The following is a 17,107-nucleotide window of genomic DNA, read 5'->3' as shown; positions in this document are numbered from 1 at the left end:
TTTGTAACAGGTTGTTTTTGTGGTTATGTGTGCGTAGTGATATACAGGTGTTGGTGAAGTCAGGTTACTGTGTATCAGTTTGTTGTTGTAAAAATAGCTGCTATGAAACACGTTCAATAATCATGGCGATGCCTTGTCCTACCCCAATACACAGGGTGCACAAGGCGTAACGTCCGGCACGTCGCTCCAGTTCAAGCGTGGCTGTCAACGCAAGGCGGGCGCCGCTCATACCCAGAGGGTGCCCCAACGCAATCGCGCCTCCATTCGGGTTCAGGTGTTCTGCATCATCTGGTAACCCCAGTTGGCGCATCACAGCCAGTGCTTGTGCAGCGAAGGCCTCATTCAGTTCAATAACATCCAGTTGGTTTAGGGTTAAGCCGGTGAGTTCCAGCACTTTGCGAGTCGCAGGCAGTGGCCCGATCCCCATGATACGTGGCTCAACACCACATGTTGCCGTTGCGATGATACGCGCCCGTGGTGTCAGGCCGTGGCGTAAGGCTGCCGTTTCTGAGGCGATGATCAGTGCTGCCGCCCCATCATTGACACCGGAAGCGTTACCCGCGGTGATCGTACCGCCGGCACGGAATGGGGTTTTGAGTCGTTGTAATTGTTCGAGCGTCGTTTCTGGGCGGGGATGTTCATCCTGTGAAATGACCGAAGCTACGCCTTTTTTGTTGGCGGGAGGCAGAGTAACAGGGAGGATTTCCTCGGCCAGTAGGCCACGTTGTTGCGCTCTGGCGGCACGTTGCTGGCTGCGCAGGGCGAAGGCATCTTGGTCATCACGGCTAATTTGAAACTGGGCGGCGACATTTTCTGCCGTTTCTGGCATGGAATCTGTGCCGAATTGCTGTTGCATCAGCGGGTTAATAAAGCGCCAGCCAAGGGTGGTATCAAAGATCTCAGCTTGCCGGCTGAAAGCACTGTTTGCTTTGGCCATTACAAAAGGAGCGCGGGTCATCGATTCAACGCCACCCGCCAATATCAGTTGGGCGTCGCCGGATTTAATACTGCGAGCGGCGAAGGCGAGTGCATCGAGGCCTGAGCCACATAACCGGTTGACTGTCGTACCAGAGACTGAATTTGGTAGCCCTGCCAGCAATAGTGCCATACGTGCGACGTTGCGATTATCTTCTCCAGCCTGATTGGCGCAACCGAGGATCACGTCATCAATTTGTTCCCAATCCAACGCTGGATAACTCGTCATCAATGCCCGTAACGGCAGGGCAGCCAGATCGTCAGCCCGCAGGTTGGATAGCGCACCACCATAACGGCCGATAGGTGTGCGGATACCATCACAGATAAATGCATGGTTCATGATTGCTCTCCCTGACGGTTTGGCTGGTTCTTTTTCAGCGTATTGTCAGAAATAGGATGACTGAGACGATAGGAGTAACCACGGAAAAAAGCGACAACTTTACCGTTTTGGTTGATGATCTCCACGTCATACAGGCCAGTGTTTTTACCTTGATGCCGAACAGAAGCGGTGGCGATCAGTTGATCACCCACCAATGCCGGACGGATAAAATCAATGCTGCCACTGGAAGCGACGGCGGCTTTCCCGTCGCTGTTACAGGCATAGGCGAAAGCGGTATCCGCCAGGCTGAACAGAATGCCACCGTGACAACTTTGATGACCGTTGAGCATATTGGGTACGATTTTCATACTGAGTCGGGCAAACCCGATATTGATATGTTCAATCTGCATCCCCATATTTTGGGCACAGGCATCCTGGGCATACATAGCTTCAACGTAGTGGCGAGCTGCGTTAGCATTATTTTGCATGATCATCCCCTTTTTGGCGTTTTTGGGGCTGCTGGAGAGGGAGTTGAGTATGTCCCGCCGCGAGTTGGCGCAGTAAAGGCGTTGGGCGGTAACGGGGTTCCCCATAAAACTTCTGCAAGTTTTCCAGTGTACTGAGAATATGTTTCCAACCCAACTGCTTACCCCATGCCAGCGGGCCGATGGGGTAATTCACACCGTGGCACATCGCCAAATCGATATCTTCAACGTTGGCAATGCCTTTATTAAAGGCATCCAGTGCCTCGTTACACAGCATGGCAACGGTACGCATGGTTAACAAAGCGGGATAGTCTGGCAAGAGAATGACCTGTTTACCAAGGGATTGCAGAAAACCGATCACCTTTGCGGTTTGTTGAGGCGTATTCTGGCAAGCAGCACTGAGTGTAATGATAGAAGCTGATTGGTGATTGACAGAAAGATCAAATTGCACCACGGGTGCCCTGACTTCGTCGGCAATCTGGGCGCAGGTTCTCCCTTTGGTCAGAATCAAGAGAATGTCATCAAGCTGCAAGGTCGGGGAGTGGAATCGGTCATTTTTGTTTTCTTCGAAGATGATTCCATATTGCTGTAACAGGGCAACCAAGTGCGGCAATGCCGCCCAATTTCCTGTCGCTTTGATCCGCATCGGTTGTTTTAGGGTTTTGGTGTGTTTCGGCGCGATCTTAGGTTGTGGCTGGCTCTCTTTTTTTCCACCGTTTCCTTTGATGTCATAGACGTAAAAACCACGACCACGTTTGCGTCCAAGATGATCGGCATCCACTAACTCTTTTTGCAGCAGCGAAGGTTGGAAGCGAGGATCGCCATGGAAAGCCTGGAACAGGGATTCCGTCACGGTGTAGTTAACATCATGGCCGATCAAATCCATCAGTTGTAATGGCCCCATCGCGAAACCACCAGATTCTTTGAGAATGGCATCCAGTGTAGCGGGAGTGGCAACCTGTTCTTCCAGTGCACGCAGGGCTTCAGCGTAGAATGGACGGGCGATGCGATTGACGATAAATCCCGGCGTAGAACGGCAAATCACAGCTTGTTTTTTCCAGCCAGTCACGAGGGTTTTGAGTGTTGCCACGGTTTGGGGGGAAGTTTCCAGACCTTGAACGATTTCCACAAGCTTCATTAGAGGAGCTGGGTTGAAAAAGTGTAGCCCAGCCATGCGTTGCGGGGCAGACAGGACACGGGCAATGGCGGTAATCGACAAGGATGAAGTATTGCTGGCAAACAGGGTTTGCTGTGAACAAATGGATTCCAGTTGCTGGAAGAGATCCTGTTTAGCTGCCAGTTGTTCGATAATGGCTTCAATCACCAGCCCACACGGTGCTAACGCATGTAATGAATTCGCCTGAGTGATGCGTTGTAACAGGGTTTCTGTTGCACTGGCTTCGGCTTTGCCTGCTGCTACACGTTGATGCAGGCGGGTGCGTAAATTATCCAGCGCCTGACTGACCGCTTCGCTGTTGCTGTCAAACAGCAGGACGGAATGTCCTGCCTGAGCCGCAACCTGGGCAATGCCGATGCCCATTGTTCCCGCACCGATAACGGCTATAGGGCCGTGGAGGGGAGGCGTGTTCATGATCATTTCCCCTTGAACGTTGGCTGGCGTTTTTCAATGAACGCATTGACGCCTTCACGGAAATCTTCGCTATGCCCGCACAGGCGTTGTAAATCTCGTTCGAGATCAAGTTGTTGGTCCAACGTATTGGTTGCGGCTGCATAGGTGGCTTGCTTGATGCAGCTCAGGGCTAAGGTAGGTTGGGTAGCAAGGTGTCGGGCGAGCTTCTGGGTTTTGTCTTCCAACTCTTCAGGCTCAACGACTTGCCAGATCATGCCCCAATCCAGTGCTTGTTCGGCGCTGATTTTGTCGCCTAATAGTGCCATCCCCATCGCCCGCGCCTGCCCAATCTTATGAGGCAGGAAGTAGCTACCGCCAGAATCGGGTGTCAGTCCAATGCGGCAGAAAGCCTGAATAAAACTGGCGGTACGGGAAGCGATAACGATGTCACAGGCCAGGGCAAGAGAGACACCGGCACCCGCCGCTACACCGTTGACGGCGCAGACAATGGGCTTAGGCAGGGAAGTCATACGCCGGATTAGCGGGTTGTAGTAGCGTTCAACGGATTTGCCAAGATCAGGGATATCGCCATCAGAAATGATGGCATTGCGATCGTTTAAATCTTGTCCGGCACAGAAGCCACGTCCGGCTCCGGTGAGCCGGACACAACGTACGGACTCATCTTGTTCAGCAATATCCATTGCCAAACTTAATTGCTGGTGCAGCTCCTCGTTAAAACTATTGAGGCATTCTGGACGGTTGAGAGTAATGTTAAGGACACCTGCTTGTATATCGGTCAGTACCGTTGACATGTTTTCCATCGATCAGAACCCCTTAAAGGTTGGTTTACGTTTTTCCAGAAAGGCGGTGATGCCTTCCTGACGATCGGTTGTGCCTGCCAACGTAACAAAGTGCTGGCGTTCGGCGAGTAGCCCTTGTGACAGGCTGGTTTCTTGTGCGGTTTTGAGAGCTGCCTTGGCCGCCCGCAGGGCTAAGGGAGAAAATTCACTGATGCGTTGTGCAATCTGTACTGCACGTTCTAATGTCAGAGCATCAGTGCAAACTTCGCTGACTAGCCCCGCTTCCCGGGCGCGATGAGCATCGATAGCTTCGCCGGTTAATACCATCTGGTAAGCCAATGCCTTGCCGACGCTGCGGATGAGCCGTTGCGTTCCCCCCGCCCCTGGCATCAGCCCCAAGGTGATTTCTGGCAGGCCAAAGCGGGTGTTTTCTCCACAAATCACCAAATCACAAGCCAATGCCAGTTCGCAGCCAGCACCAAGTGCGTAGCCATTAACGGCAGCGATCAGAGGCTTACTGATATTATTTAAACGTTGCCATAGCTGTGGACGGCGATCAGTCATGGCTGTTGCAACGCGCTGTTGCTGTAGTTCTTTCAGGTCGGCACCTGCGGCAAAACAGCGTTGTGATCCCGTAATAACAATGGCGCCTGTATCGTTATCCGCATCGGCGAGTTCCAATTGCTGTACGAGTTGTTCCAGACAATCATTACTGAGGGCATTGCGTACTTCTGGCCGATTTAAGGTTAATATGCGTACCCTTTGCTGCTCCTGACATAAAATCCATTCCTGATTCATGGTGGCTCCTCAGACATCAAAATCGACAACGACGCCATCGCCTTTCGGCCATGACTGGCAACTTAAGATATAACCGGCAGCCAATTGATCGGGTTCGAGGCTGTAATTCACCCTCATATCCACGTCACCGGCTTTAAGCTGGCATTTACAGGTAGCGCATACCCCGCCTTTGCAGGCGTAGGGTAAATCTGCGCCTTGGCGTAATGCGGCATCGAGGATGCTGTTATCTTCGGCGTGCATGGCAATGTTGAGGATACGGCCATCCAGGTGGATCTCAACGCGGGTTTCACAGCGTTCTGTAAGATTGGCAGGGCGGGAATTTACCGTGGCTTGTCCGGTATTGAAACGTTCACTATGGATGCGTTCAACCGGTATTCCCGCCTGCTCCAATGCAGAATGGGCCTCATCCAACATGGCTTCGGGTCCACAGAGAAAAGCATGGTCAAATTGGGTAAAATTGAGCAAGGTTTTGCCAATGTGGTTTAGGTGTTCAGTATCAATACGTCCATTAAATAATGGGCTATCAGTGGATTCTTGACTGAATAAGTACAGCACTTGAAAACGGCTCAGGTAGCAATTTTTGAGATCGGCCAGCGTTTCTTTGAACATGATGGAGCGACTAGTGCGATTGCCATAAATAAGCGTAAAAGTGCTATTAGGCTCTAATGCCAGCGTACTTTTGATGATCGATAAAATGGGCGTAATACCCGAACCGGCGGCGATAGCCAGATAATGTCCCTGCTGGCCTTGATTGGGGTGATGGCCAAAATTGCCTTGTGGCTGCATAACTTCCAGCTCATCCCCGACTTTTAATTGTTGGTTGATGAAGGTCGAAAAGCGGCCTTGGTGTATGGCTTTGACACCAATTTGTAATACATCATCCAACGGTGAGCTACAGATGGAGTAGCAGCGGCGTAGTTCTTCGTTATTCACTTTCGCCTTGAGTGTCAGGTGTTGGCCGGGGTGATAACAGAACTGTTTTTTCAGCTCATCGGGAATATGCAAGGTAACGACTACAGCATCTGGCGTTTCTCTTTCAATGGCGGCAATGCTTAAGCGGTGAAAGCCATGTGAGCGTGTTTGATGTAAAGTGGACATCTTACGTTCCTCTTAAGTGCGTCCTCGTTAAATGCATTTGAAATAATCAAATGGTTCCCAACAATCCCGACAGCGGTAGAGCGCTTTGCAGGCAGTGGAACCGAATTCGCTGATTTTTTCTGTTGCATGGCTGCCACAGTACGGGCAGCTGATGGGTTCCATATCCGCCGTTTTTTCACAAACTAATCCTTGAGGCGGAGCAATACCGGATGCTCGCAAACGTTGTTTGGCATCTGCATTTATCCAATCGGTGGTCCACGCAGGATGCAGGCTCACTTCGATATGTACGGGAGAGAAGCCGGCTTGTGCCAGTATGTTCTGAATGGTTTCGATCAGGTATTCCGTCGCAGGACAGCCGGAATAGGTTGGGGTAAATGTCACCCGCCAGCCGTTTTGTAATGGGGTGACGGCCCGTATCATGCCGAGATCAGTAATAGAGAGAGCAGGAAGTTCTGGATCGGCAATTTGGTGCAGGCATTGCCAGATTTGATGAACTTCCGGCGGCTGTATCTCTGAGTAAAAGCGAGTATTGTATTGCTGTTCCATGATCACCTCCTATTACCCTCTCCGTTTTGTTACCAGTTGCAGTTGGGGTAGGTACGTTGCAGGTATTGCATTTCTGCCAACAGGAATCCCAAATGCTCCGTATGTAGTCCTTGTTTTCCACCTTGCCGGTAAGGGGCTTCCTGTGGCATTTCTAGCGTGGCTTCGGTGAACGTTTCGTTGATGATGTGCAGCCACGGTTCATGCAGGGTACGCGGATCAATGGCAATGCCTTCTTCTGCCAGTTGCTGTTCTATTTCGTCGCAATAGAACAGTTCGCCAGTAAAGCGCCACAGTTGATTGATCGATTGCTGGATTTTTTCGTGACTCAGTGCCGTTCCATCCCCCAATCTGATCATCCAGCCTCGGCTAAAGCGCAGGTGATATTCCACCTCCTTCAACGACTTGGCACTAATGGCCGCCAACTGGGGATCACGGCTTTGTCCCAGCGCCTGATGCAGCAAGACATGATAGGCATCAATAAAAAATTGGCGTACCAAGGTGTCGTTAAAGCCGCCATTAGGTTGTTCCACCAGCAGCAGATTGCAGAACTCGCGCTCATGACGCCAAAACGCCAGATGATCTTCATCCTGCCCTGTTCCTGAAAGGGTGGCGGCATAACTGAGGAAATGGCGTGCTTGGCCCAATAGGTCGAGGCCGATATTGGACAGGGCAAGGTCAATCTCCAGTTCTGGTGCATGTCCACACCATTCGCACAAACGCTGTGCCAGAATCAGTGGGGTATCTCCCTGACGAAGTACATATTTGAACAGGGCGTGGTTTAACCGGGAATGATTGGGGGATGAAATGCTGGGTATATTCATATTCCGGTTCCCTACATATTCTTGATGCCATCAGGAATGGTGTAGAAAGTCGGATGACGGTAAATCTTGTCCTCCGATGGCTCGAAAAAAGCGCCGCGATCTTCCGGTTGTGAGGCCACCAGATAGATGGATTGCACCACCCAGATGGAGCAACCTTCATTGCGCCGAGTGTAGGCATCGCGTGCGTTTTCCAGCGCCATTTGATCGTCTGCTGCGTGGAGGCTGCCGACGTGACGGTGCGCTAGCCCCTGTTTACTGCGGACAAAGACTTCATACAGTGGCCAATCGGTATCGTTCATTGAGTCCTCCTTCCGATGTTGTTCAGGTCGTGCACAGCATTAAGCAGCGCGCTTTTTGGCCGCCATTTTTCTGGCGTGAACAGAAGCTGCTTCCCGTACCCAACTTCCGTTTTCCCAAGCCCGGCGTTTGGCTTCCAGACGTTCGTGGTTGCATATCCCTTGCCCTTTCAGTACTTGATAGAATTCATCCCAGTCGATTGCACCAAAACGGTAATGTCCTGTTGTTTCATCCCAAGCCAACTCAGGATCGGGCGCTGTCATACCCAGGGCTTCTAACTGGGGGACGGTGTTGTCGATAAATTTTTGCCGCAGTTCATCATTGCTGAATCGCTTGATTTTCCATGCCATGCTTTGGGCGCTGTTGGGAGAGTCACTGTCATTGGGACCAAACATCATCAATGTCGGCCACCAGAAGCGGTTAACGGCATCTTGTAACATGGTACGTTGGGCTTCGTTGCCATTCGCCAGCACTGTGACTGCTTCATAACCTTGCCGCTGGTGGAAGCTTTCTTCCTTGCAGATTTTGACCATCGCGCGGGCGTAGGGACCGTAAGAGGCACGGCATAAGGCAACCTGGTTGACAATCGCTGCGCCATCCACCAGCCAGCCAATCACGCCAACATCGGCCCAACTGAGGGTGGGATAGTTAAAAATCGAGGAATATTTCATCTTGCCATCTAACAACTTTTGGTAGATGTCGTGACGGGAACAGCCCAATGTTTCAGCGGCGCTGTAGAGATACAGTCCATGCCCGGCTTCATCCTGGACTTTCGCCAGCAATATGGCCTTGCGACGCAGTGTAGGGGCACGGGTGATCCAATTGGCTTCCGGTAACATGCCGACGACTTCTGAATGTGCGTGTTGGCCAATCTGGCGTATCAGGGTTTGGCGATAGGCTTCGGGCATCCAATCTTTAGCCTCAATAGAGAGATCTGCGGCTATTTTTGCTTCAAAGCTCGCCTGAAGTGGATCAGTTGTCATATGCGACTCCATTATGATTCTTATTTTCTAATATAAGACATAAAAATGAATCACTTTTTATAACTGCAAATCTACAAACTGGTAACAAAAATAGCAAACACAAAAATTGTGCATTTGTTGTTCATGTCACAATATTAATTTTAACTCTTTATAAAACAATTAATTAATCATTTTTATTTGGCGGTGGGATAAATATTAACAAGTGATTAGGTGCAAATGTTTGTATTTTGTTAATTTTATGAGTGGTTTTGTCAATCATATATGTGATACATAAATGGCATTCCATTACTTAATAATTGTTTCATTGGTTAAATCGGTGGAGAAAAAAATGCAACAGTTAACGAGTTACATTTGTGGTGCCTGGATGTATGGGCAAGGTAATCCCAGAACCATTCATCATGCAGTAAGCGGCGAAGCTTTGTATCAGGTATCTTCAGAAGGTTTGCCATTGGCAGAAAGTGTAGTCTACGCCCGTGAAAAAGGGGGAAAGGCACTGGCTGCGATGACGTTCCAACAGCGTGCGCAGATGATGAAAGCAGTTGCAAAACACCTGCTCGCCAACAAAGAAGCACTGTATGCCATTTCCACGGAAACAGGTGCGACCCGTGCGGATAGTTGGGTGGATATTGAGGGGGGTGTAGCAACACTGTTCTCGTATGCAGGATTGGCAGGGCGAGAATTGCCGGATGATACCTTGTGGCCGGAAGATGAGATGATCCCACTGTCTAAACAATCCCAGTTTGTGGCACGCCATGTGCTGACTTCCCGCCCCGGTGTTGCACTGCATATCAATGCGTTTAACTTTCCGTGTTGGGGAATGCTGGAAAAATTGGCGCCAACGTGGATGGCAGGTATGCCAGCGATTATCAAGCCTGCCACCGCATCTGCCCAACTGACACAGGCGATGGTGCGAATGATCATCGATAGCGGCCTGGTGCCGGAAGGGGCACTGCAATTGATCTGTGGTGGCATTGGTGATCTGTTTGATCATCTTGATTATCAGGATACCGTGACGTTTACCGGTTCGGCACAAACGGGACGGAAGTTGCGTGTCCATCCTCGGCTGATAGAAAAATCCATTCCTTTTACGATGGAAGCGGATTCGCTTAACTGCTGCATTTTAGGTGAGGATGTGACACCAGATATGCCGGAGTTTGGCGTTTTCATCAAAGAAGTGGTACGCGAAATGACGGTGAAGGCCGGCCAGAAATGTACGGCTATCCGACGCGTTATTGTGCCTGCCAGCCAAGTGGAAGCGGTTAAACAAGCGCTACTTAAGCGGCTGTCTGGTGTGGCTGTTGGTGATCCTACGTTGCCAGAAGTGCGCATGGGGGCGTTGATTAATCGGGAACAGCGTGACGAGGTGCAGGCGAAAGTCAACGAATTGCGCACGAGTGGTTGCGAGGTTTTATGTGGTGGTTCACTGGATAAATTGGTGCTGACAGGCAATAGCAACCGTAATGGCGCCTTCTACCCGCCGACGTTGCTCTACTGTGCAGATCCAATGACCAATCAGGTGGTACACGGCACAGAAGCCTTTGGGCCGGTTGCCACGTTAATGACGTATCAGGATACCGAACAGGCGATTGCATTGGCGATGATGGGACAGGGGAGTTTGGCTGGCTCATTGGTGACGGCAGATGAGCAGATTGCCGTACAGGTGATCCGGGCGACAGCCTGTGCGCATGGCCGTATGTTAGTGCTAGATGAAGCGGCGTCTGCGGAATCCACGGGACACGGTTCCCCGTTGCCTATGTTGGCACATGGTGGCCCAGGGCGTGCCGGTGGCGGCGAAGAGTTAGGTGGCTTGCGTGCTGTGAAACACTATATGCAGCGCACAGCGATTCAAAGCAGCCCAAGTATGCTGGCAGCGATTGGCCGTGAGTGGGTTCGTGGCGCGAAAGTGAAAGAAGAACCGATTCATCCATTCCGCAAATATTTTGAGCAAATTGAAATGGGTGAAAGTTTACTGACTGCTCGCCGGACGGTGACGGAAGCGGATATTGTGAATTTCGCTTGTCTGAGTGGCGATCATTTTTACGCTCATGTGGATAAGATCGGTGCAGCTGAATCCTTGTTTGGCGAACGGGTAGCCCATGGTTATTTTGTCGTATCGGCTGCTGCGGGTTTGTTCGTTGATGGTGCAGTGGGACCGGTACTTGCCAACTACGGTATGGAAAACCTGCGTTTTATTGAGCCGGTCAAGATTGGTGATACCATCCAAGTGCGTTTGACCTGCAAGAAGAAGATTAAGAAAGTCCAGAAGACACCAGAAGATAAACCACATGGTGTGGTGATATGGGATGTGCAGGTGTTGAATCAGGAACAACAGCCGGTGGCGCTTTATAGCATTCTGACGTTAGTGGAACGGCAGCAAGGGGATGTTATGGCTTAGGATAAGCAAAGAGCCTGGGGGTATTTGTCAAAGGCAAGGGGCAGCGGTAATCCTCAGGCTGAATTTTATCGGTTGCATATGTGAGTTGTAACGTTCGGAATAATTCTTCTAAGTGCGTGTTTCTGCCAACTCGTTTTAGATCGCGATAAGCGGCCAACCGACAAAATGGGGAGGGCTTTCTCAAGAGAGATACGAGTGAACAACGTGTTTAATCTTTTTCTAAAATTCTTGGGCCGGCTCCATCTTGTCCAAGAACATCATTCGGATTACGTAAAGGACACTCTGTTAACGAAAGGCATCCACACCCAATACAATTACCTAAATTATCTCGTAATCGGATGAGTTTTTTGATGCGTTTATCCAGAACATCCTGCAATTGTAAAGAAAATGTTAGCCATTGTTCGGCTGTCAATTGACTATCGGGTGGAAACTGGTCTAGTGCTTGTTTTATTTCTTTCAGAGAGATACCTGTGTTTTGTGCGACTTTGATGATCGCAATATAGCGCAATACAATTGAAGGAAAACGGCGCTGGTTACCTTAGATTGCGTGAACTTTTGATTAATCCTTTCGATTCATAAAAATGGAGGGCAGATATAGCAACTCCGCTACGTTTTGATACCTCTCCGATAGTTAACGCTCGATTAAAATCAATGGATTTATCTTTTTTCATATTGATGAACCCTAATTTAACTTTAGTGTATACCCATCGTAATTGAAGCTGCTTGATTTTTCATCCATATCAGATCAAGACTGTGCTCATGAAGATTACCCCGACAGATGCCAAAAAAGAAGCTCTCGAATTGATGCACGATACGACTCGTGATGGGCGCGTACATGACCGCATTAAGGCCGTGCTTTTGGCATCAGAAGGTTGGATTGCCCAGGCTTTGCGTATTCATGAAAGTACGGTGAGTCGTCATCTGAAAGACTACTGCTCTGAGGAAAAACTCGCTCCTGAAAATGGCGGCTCTGAAAGCTGGTTACCATCATTCTGAAATAGTTCAATTTTTCGCGGAAGTCCTGAATATTGAGTTGCATTATTTGCCGCCTTACAGCCCTAATCTCAACCCGATTGAGCGATTATGGAAGTACGCGAATGAACAGGTACGAAACAATACGGATAACATTCAATATTTTCTGGAACGTGTGCGTTGGGATACCGAGGTCGTTTGCGATATCTTACGTGACTATGTCATCGAACATCTGGGCGATGAGCAAGGTATTCTTGTCGTTGATGAAACCGGATTTATCAAAAAGGGCAGCCATTCTGCTGGTGTTCAACGCCAATATAGCGGCACGGCCGGGCGGGTAGAAAACAGTCAGATAGGAGTTTTCCTATGTTACGCCGGCAAGGGAGCAGTGCCTTTATTGACCGGGCGTTATATCTGCCCAAACAGTGGACGGAAGATCGTCCTCGTTGTTTAGCTGCCGGCATATGCTGGTATCGGCATATCACGCTGTCATTATTAGCCCATGCAGTACTGGCGGTTTTGCAGCTACAGGAGAAAAAAACACCGGAGGGTCGGGTCGAACTGAGTAATTTGTTGTCAAAATTAATGAAAAAAGCAGAGGAAACCGTAGAACAAATTTTATATTGGCCAGATTGGCGGCGGCGACATCAATATAAAGCCCGGCAATATCATTATCATCGACGAGAGGGATCCTTGATCACGGAAAAGTTACGACTGTAGTATTAGTACCATTTATAGCGCTTAACAAATATCGAGACCAGGAAAAAGGGTTATGAATACTTTATCCATTGTAATCATTTTATCGATGTTATTTCCTTGCCTGGTCAATGCTGGTGAAGTAAAGACAGCTTTAGCCAAAGAAAATGAAACAGCGACAGCACGTTTTTTCAGTAAGCTGATTGAAGCCAACGATCCAAATGTTGCAGAGCTAACTATGGCATTGAAAATGATGCCTAAAGGTGCAGATATCCATATTCACTATTCTGGTGCAATATATGCAGAAACCTATCTTGATTGGGTTGGTGATAAGGGCTATTGCATTTATGATCGAACCGATCCAAAACTTAAGATCGAAATTTTTCGAATAGAAACACGTCAGAAAAACCAACTCCCAAGCGAGGATCAGCAATTTTGTCTCGAAAAGAGTGCAGTCATGGCAAACAATGCCTTCTACCGAGAATTATTGAAGGTATGGTCAGACAAAGATTTTCATAACCATTATCACGAGCAGAAGGCATCGGACCAGCAATTTTTTGATACTTTTAGTTATTTCAGCCCATTATCACATCAAATTTTAATGGATGGGATGACGAAATTAAAAAATCGAGCCAAAAATGAAAATGTTCAGTATCTGGAAATAATGTTAAACAGGGCACCTTCTTTTGAGTACCCAGAGCTGGCTAAAGCACTTGATGCGTTAGGCCCAGATGCTGATGAAAATACTGTTTTCGCAGCATTGGCGCCCTATGCGGATTTTATGGCTAAGGATCCACTTGTCAGGAAAGGCATATCTGATTATATCCAAACCGAAGAAGCGGCGGTTTCCGGGATCGACGATGATAAATTTCGGATTAGGCTCCAATCTTATGTTGTTCGTAATGCGTCACGCGCGACTGTATTCTCAAGTTTGTATTCGGCATTTTCGGCGGCACATATGAGCAAAAAGATTGTCGGTGTGAATATTGTTGGGCCGGAAAATGGTTATATAGCCATTCGTGACTATAAGTTGCACATGCTGATGTTCCGGTATCTGAAAAGGCTTTTCCCCGATGTTCGTTTATCGCTACATGCGGGGGAATTAGTAAGTGGAATGGTTCCGCCAGAAGATTTGGCAAATCACATTCGATATGCCGTAGATATCGCAGGGGCAAATCGGATCGGCCACGGTGTTGATATTGCCAGGGAAGAGAAGGCGTTTGCATTACTCCAGGTACTGAGAGAAAAGGCAATTCCTGTCGAAATTAACCTGACGAGTAATGACTTTATTCTTGGTGTTAGAGGGAATGAGCATCCGATAAAACTTTATCAACGTTATGGAGTACCTTTTGTGATATCAAGTGATGACCCAGGCGTTTCTCGTGGTGACCTGACTCATGAATTTGTCATTTTTGCCACAAACTACAAGCCATCTTATGCAGAGATCAAAAAGACCGTATTTAATAGCATCCAATATTCTTTTTTATCCCCAGAGGAAAAATCGGCGGAGTTGCAGGATCTGCGATCCAGGTTTTTGATTTACGAATCAGAGATTGCGGGAATAGAAAAAAAGTAAAGCGGTGAATGATCGAGATATAAACGCTGTGTTAAATAACCAGTTGAATTAAATAAAAAATAAGGGAATTGCGATAGAAAATAGGGATGATTGATTTCGAAAGTTTATGAGTTCGATGAGCGAAAAAAAACTTATATGACACGAATAAATCAAAATGAAAAATGGCGATAATTTCTATCGCCATTTTCAAAATCAATCTTGCAATCAAGCGGCTTTGGCGTTTTGTGCCAGCCAGTCAGCTACACGCTGTTTTTGTTCATCAGTGAGCCACATACCCAGTTTGGTTCGGCGCCAGATAGCATCATCTAGCTCAATTACCCATTCGTGTTTAACTAAGTAACGCAATTCAGCTTCATACAAATTATGGCCGAAACATTCGCCGAGGTCGGCCAACGTTTCTGCATCTTGCAGGATGAATTGGCTGTTGCTGCCGTAAGTACGGGCATAACGCAGTGCCACACCTTCAGGCAGCCAGTTATGACGCTGGCGTAGCAGGCGCGCATAACCATCGCGATCACAGCCTTCCAGTTCACCGCCTGGTAACTTGCCATTTTTGGTCCATGCATTGCCCGCGTTAGGGTAGTACTGAGCCAGCTTATCCATAGCGTGTTCAGCCAGTTTGCGATAAGTTGTTAGCTTACCGCCAAATACGGACAGCAATGGCATTTGTCCTTGCTCATCTTGCACATCCAGCGTGTAATCACGGGTGATCGCTTGTGGTGAATCGGATTCATCATCACACAGGGGGCGAACGCCAGAGTAGGTCCAAACAATATCATCGCGACCAAGCTGTTTCTTAAAGTGGTCGTTATAGACTTTCAGCAAATAGTCGATCTCTTTATCGTCAATTTTGACTTCTTTTGGATCGCCTTTGTATTCAACATCCGTTGTGCCGATAATCGAAAATTCGTCATTCCATGGAATAACGAATACGATGCGGTGATCTTCATTTTGCAGAATATAGGCCTGCGGCTCATCGTGAACGCGAGGCACAACGATATGACTGCCTTTGATAAGGCGAATGCCATAAGGTGATTTTAGTTGCAGCCCGTTATCGAAGAAGTTTTTCACCCACGGGCCAGTTGCGTTAACCAAACCTTTCGCGCGCCATGTATTGGTTTCGCCAGTTTTGAGGTTTGTGGCTTCAACCATCCAATAGCCATTTTCACGCCATGCACGAGTTACCTGGGTGCGGGTACGTACTTCACCACCGTGTTTTTGGACTTCTTGTGCGTTTAGAACCACCAGACGCGCATCGTCAACCCAACAGTCGGAATATTCAAATCCACGAGTGATGGATGGCTTCAATACCGAGTTTGTGCCAAATTTCAGCCCCTTACTGCCTGGTAAGCTAACGCGTTTGCCCAAGTTATCGTACAGGAACAGGCCAATGCGGATCATCCATGCTGGACGCAGGTGTGGTTGATGTGGCAGGCGAAAGCGCATCGGGAATGCAATATGGGGAGCCAGTTTTAAAAGCACTTCACGTTCTGCCAGTGCTTCACTGACCAAACGAAACTCATAATGTTCCAGATAGCGTAACCCACCGTGGATCAGTTTGGAGCTGGCAGACGAAGTTGCACTGGCCAAATCTTGACCTTCCAACAGTAGGACTGAAAGCCCCCGGCCAGCAGCATCTGCCGCAATACCAGCGCCGTTAATTCCGCCGCCTATTACAATCAAGTCTTTGGTTTCCATTGCATCCCCTATGAAATGTTCGAAACAGTTCTTTAATGTTCGTTTTCGCTCAAAGATTGTAATTAAAAATTCATCAATCGCCAACTATTAACTCAGAAAAAACATATTCACGTGACACAGGTAACAAAACCTTATCTTATACATAAGATTAATAAGGATTTTGTGGGATACAAATTGAGAGGGAATATTAGTGGGAGCTAACCCCACCAGAATATCGGGTGGGGCATTATTATGGCACTTTTGGTTAAAAAGTGATTAGCACAATTCTAACTTAACGCTGTGCTGTTCGATAATTTTCTGGATGCCGAGAGGAGGAACTTTATCCGTGAACAAAAAGTCAATCAAGTTCATGTTACCGAGATTAACCATGGCATTGCGGCCGAATTTTGAATGATCGGCAACCAGCATGACACAGCGGGAGTTTTCGATAATGGCACGTTTGGTACGAACTTCGTGGTAATCGAATTCCAGCAGTGAACCATCACTATCGATGCCGCTGATCCCAAGAATGCCGAAATCAAGGCGGAACTGGGAAATAAAGTCTAGCGTTGCTTCACCAATGATGCCGCCATCGCGGGAGCGTACTTCACCACCCGCCAAAATCAGGCGGAAATCTTCTTTGCCCATAAACAGAGTTGCGACATTGAGATTGTTGGTGACAATCCGTAAATCGCGATGGTTGAGCAGGGCATGTGCTACGGCCTCTGGCGTTGTTCCAATATCGATGAACAGGGTTGCTCCGTTTGGAATTTGGGTGGCAACTTGTTGTGCAATTCGAGCTTTTTCATCCGACCACATGATCTTGCGGTCATGGTAGGCCGTGTTGACCGAGCTGGATGGTAATGCGGCACCGCCATGATGACGCTGGATCTTATTTTTATCTGCGAGATCATTTAAATCACGTCGAATAGTTTGTGGGCTAACATCAAAATGTGTAACCAGCTCTTCAGTGCTGACATAACCCTGGAGGCGCACGAGCTCAATTATTGCATCATGTCGCTGAGTTTGCTTCACAAAATTCCCCTAATATATGCATAGATGGATTATCGTTGACCAAAATTATCTCTCTTCTATTTCA

Annotated in this window: 14 protein-coding genes and 4 pseudogenes; 5 read left to right on the top strand and 13 right to left on the bottom strand. The window is 48.3% G+C overall.

Annotated features, from left to right (window positions below):
- Positions 1-100 precede the first annotated feature (100 nt).
- Genes pcaF through paaA form a run of 10 tightly spaced genes read right to left on the bottom strand, consistent with a single transcriptional unit; the run spans position 101 to position 8,692 of the window.
- Positions 101-1,315, bottom strand: coding sequence for a 3-oxoadipyl-CoA thiolase (gene pcaF, locus AAC853_RS05465; protein WP_340613905.1), 1,215 nt, complete (start codon positions 1,313-1,315; stop codon positions 101-103).
- Positions 1,312-1,788, bottom strand: coding sequence for a hydroxyphenylacetyl-CoA thioesterase PaaI (gene paaI, locus AAC853_RS05460; protein WP_422824180.1), 477 nt, complete (start codon positions 1,786-1,788; stop codon positions 1,312-1,314). The genes pcaF and paaI overlap by 4 nt, the downstream gene beginning before the upstream one ends.
- Positions 1,772-3,370 (bottom strand): 3-hydroxyacyl-CoA dehydrogenase, encoded by a 1,599-nt coding sequence (locus AAC853_RS05455; RefSeq protein WP_340613903.1) that lies wholly within the window; start codon positions 3,368-3,370, stop codon positions 1,772-1,774. The genes paaI and AAC853_RS05455 overlap by 17 nt, the downstream gene beginning before the upstream one ends.
- 2 nt (positions 3,371-3,372) lie before the next feature.
- On the bottom strand, positions 3,373-4,170 hold the full coding sequence (gene paaG / locus AAC853_RS05450; RefSeq protein WP_340613902.1) for a 2-(1,2-epoxy-1,2-dihydrophenyl)acetyl-CoA isomerase PaaG: 798 nt from the start codon (positions 4,168-4,170) through the stop codon (positions 3,373-3,375).
- 3 nt (positions 4,171-4,173) lie between these two features.
- Positions 4,174-4,947: a 2,3-dehydroadipyl-CoA hydratase PaaF gene (gene paaF / locus AAC853_RS05445; protein WP_340613901.1), complete on the bottom strand. Its 774-nt coding sequence runs from the start codon at positions 4,945-4,947 to the stop codon at positions 4,174-4,176.
- A 9-nt stretch (positions 4,948-4,956) separates the two neighbouring features.
- A complete protein-coding gene (gene paaE, locus AAC853_RS05440; protein WP_340613900.1) occupies positions 4,957-6,045 on the bottom strand; it encodes a 1,2-phenylacetyl-CoA epoxidase subunit PaaE in 1,089 nt (362 codons plus the stop codon).
- Between the two features lie 27 nt (positions 6,046-6,072).
- Complete coding sequence (gene paaD, locus AAC853_RS05435; RefSeq protein ID WP_340613899.1) at positions 6,073-6,591, bottom strand: 1,2-phenylacetyl-CoA epoxidase subunit PaaD; 519 nt, start codon at positions 6,589-6,591, stop codon at positions 6,073-6,075.
- Positions 6,592-6,620: 29 nt separating this feature from the next.
- Positions 6,621-7,412, bottom strand: a complete 792-nt coding sequence (gene paaC, locus AAC853_RS05430; protein WP_340613898.1) for a 1,2-phenylacetyl-CoA epoxidase subunit PaaC — start codon at positions 7,410-7,412, stop codon at positions 6,621-6,623.
- A gap of 11 nt (positions 7,413-7,423) precedes the next feature.
- The gene (paaB, locus tag AAC853_RS05425) at positions 7,424-7,711 is read right to left on the bottom strand and encodes a 1,2-phenylacetyl-CoA epoxidase subunit PaaB (protein ID WP_273559315.1); all 288 of its coding nucleotides are present in this window, start codon (positions 7,709-7,711) and stop codon (positions 7,424-7,426) included.
- Between the two features lie 39 nt (positions 7,712-7,750).
- Positions 7,751-8,692, bottom strand: coding sequence for a 1,2-phenylacetyl-CoA epoxidase subunit PaaA (gene paaA / locus AAC853_RS05420; RefSeq protein ID WP_340613897.1), 942 nt, complete (start codon positions 8,690-8,692; stop codon positions 7,751-7,753).
- Between the two features lie 328 nt (positions 8,693-9,020).
- On the opposite strand from paaA, the gene paaZ reads away from it, so the two are divergent.
- Positions 9,021-11,087 carry a phenylacetic acid degradation bifunctional protein PaaZ gene (gene paaZ, locus AAC853_RS05415; protein ID WP_340613896.1) on the top strand — a complete coding sequence of 689 codons (2,067 nt, stop codon included), beginning with the start codon at positions 9,021-9,023 and terminating at the stop codon, positions 11,085-11,087.
- A gap of 208 nt (positions 11,088-11,295) precedes the next feature.
- Here paaZ and soxR read toward each other — a convergent pair.
- Positions 11,296-11,758: pseudogene (gene soxR / locus AAC853_RS05410) on the bottom strand (redox-sensitive transcriptional activator SoxR).
- Between the two features lie 88 nt (positions 11,759-11,846).
- On the opposite strand from soxR, the pseudogene AAC853_RS05405 reads away from it, so the two are divergent.
- From AAC853_RS05405 to AAC853_RS05390, 4 genes and pseudogenes are all read left to right on the top strand, one after another.
- A pseudogene (locus AAC853_RS05405) lies at positions 11,847-12,071 on the top strand (IS630 family transposase); the annotation flags it as partial.
- Positions 12,049-12,144, top strand: a pseudogene (locus tag AAC853_RS17780) (hypothetical protein); the annotation flags it as partial. The pseudogenes AAC853_RS05405 and AAC853_RS17780, both read left to right, overlap by 23 nt.
- A 63-nt stretch (positions 12,145-12,207) precedes the next feature.
- Positions 12,208-12,524: pseudogene (locus AAC853_RS05395) on the top strand (transposase); the annotation flags it as partial.
- Between the two features lie 307 nt (positions 12,525-12,831).
- On the top strand, positions 12,832-14,331 hold the full coding sequence (locus AAC853_RS05390) for an adenosine deaminase family protein (protein WP_340613895.1): 1,500 nt from the start codon (positions 12,832-12,834) through the stop codon (positions 14,329-14,331).
- A 204-nt stretch (positions 14,332-14,535) separates the two neighbouring features.
- On the opposite strand, the gene glpD is transcribed toward AAC853_RS05390, so the two are convergent.
- Together glpD and AAC853_RS05380 are read right to left on the bottom strand one after the other, a co-directional pair.
- The gene (glpD, locus tag AAC853_RS05385) at positions 14,536-16,029 is read right to left on the bottom strand and encodes a glycerol-3-phosphate dehydrogenase (protein WP_338804203.1); all 1,494 of its coding nucleotides are present in this window, start codon (positions 16,027-16,029) and stop codon (positions 14,536-14,538) included.
- Positions 16,030-16,284: 255 nt separating this feature from the next.
- The gene (locus tag AAC853_RS05380) at positions 16,285-17,043 is read right to left on the bottom strand and encodes a DeoR/GlpR family transcriptional regulator (RefSeq protein WP_340613894.1); all 759 of its coding nucleotides are present in this window, start codon (positions 17,041-17,043) and stop codon (positions 16,285-16,287) included.
- Between the last annotated feature and the right edge of the window lie 64 nt (positions 17,044-17,107).

Source organism: Xenorhabdus thailandensis, from assembly GCF_037996785.1.
Classification (GTDB): Bacteria; Pseudomonadota; Gammaproteobacteria; order Enterobacterales; family Enterobacteriaceae; genus Xenorhabdus; species Xenorhabdus griffiniae.
Note: the sequence above shows the minus strand (reverse complement) of the source record. Positions and strands in the feature narration are given on the sequence as shown.

What these genes read in the sequence shown, in the direction of transcription:
- pcaF (WP_340613905.1), bottom strand. Translation starts at nt 1,315, where the DNA reads ATGAACCATGCATTTATCTGTGATGGTATCCGCACACCTATCGGCCGT.
- paaI (WP_422824180.1), bottom strand. Translation starts at nt 1,788, where the DNA reads ATGATCATGCAAAATAATGCTAACGCAGCTCGCCACTACGTTGAAGCT.
- AAC853_RS05455 (WP_340613903.1), bottom strand. Translation starts at nt 3,370, where the DNA reads ATGAACACGCCTCCCCTCCACGGCCCTATAGCCGTTATCGGTGCGGGA.
- paaG (WP_340613902.1), bottom strand. Translation starts at nt 4,170, where the DNA reads ATGGAAAACATGTCAACGGTACTGACCGATATACAAGCAGGTGTCCTT.
- paaF (WP_340613901.1), bottom strand. Translation starts at nt 4,947, where the DNA reads ATGAATCAGGAATGGATTTTATGTCAGGAGCAGCAAAGGGTACGCATA.
- paaE (WP_340613900.1), bottom strand. Translation starts at nt 6,045, where the DNA reads ATGTCCACTTTACATCAAACACGCTCACATGGCTTTCACCGCTTAAGC.
- paaD (WP_340613899.1), bottom strand. Translation starts at nt 6,591, where the DNA reads ATGGAACAGCAATACAATACTCGCTTTTACTCAGAGATACAGCCGCCG.
- paaC (WP_340613898.1), bottom strand. Translation starts at nt 7,412, where the DNA reads ATGAATATACCCAGCATTTCATCCCCCAATCATTCCCGGTTAAACCAC.
- paaB (WP_273559315.1), bottom strand. Translation starts at nt 7,711, where the DNA reads ATGAACGATACCGATTGGCCACTGTATGAAGTCTTTGTCCGCAGTAAA.
- paaA (WP_340613897.1), bottom strand. Translation starts at nt 8,692, where the DNA reads ATGACAACTGATCCACTTCAGGCGAGCTTTGAAGCAAAAATAGCCGCA.
- paaZ (WP_340613896.1), top strand. Translation starts at nt 9,021, where the DNA reads ATGCAACAGTTAACGAGTTACATTTGTGGTGCCTGGATGTATGGGCAA.
- AAC853_RS05390 (WP_340613895.1), top strand. Translation starts at nt 12,832, where the DNA reads ATGAATACTTTATCCATTGTAATCATTTTATCGATGTTATTTCCTTGC.
- glpD (WP_338804203.1), bottom strand. Translation starts at nt 16,029, where the DNA reads ATGGAAACCAAAGACTTGATTGTAATAGGCGGCGGAATTAACGGCGCT.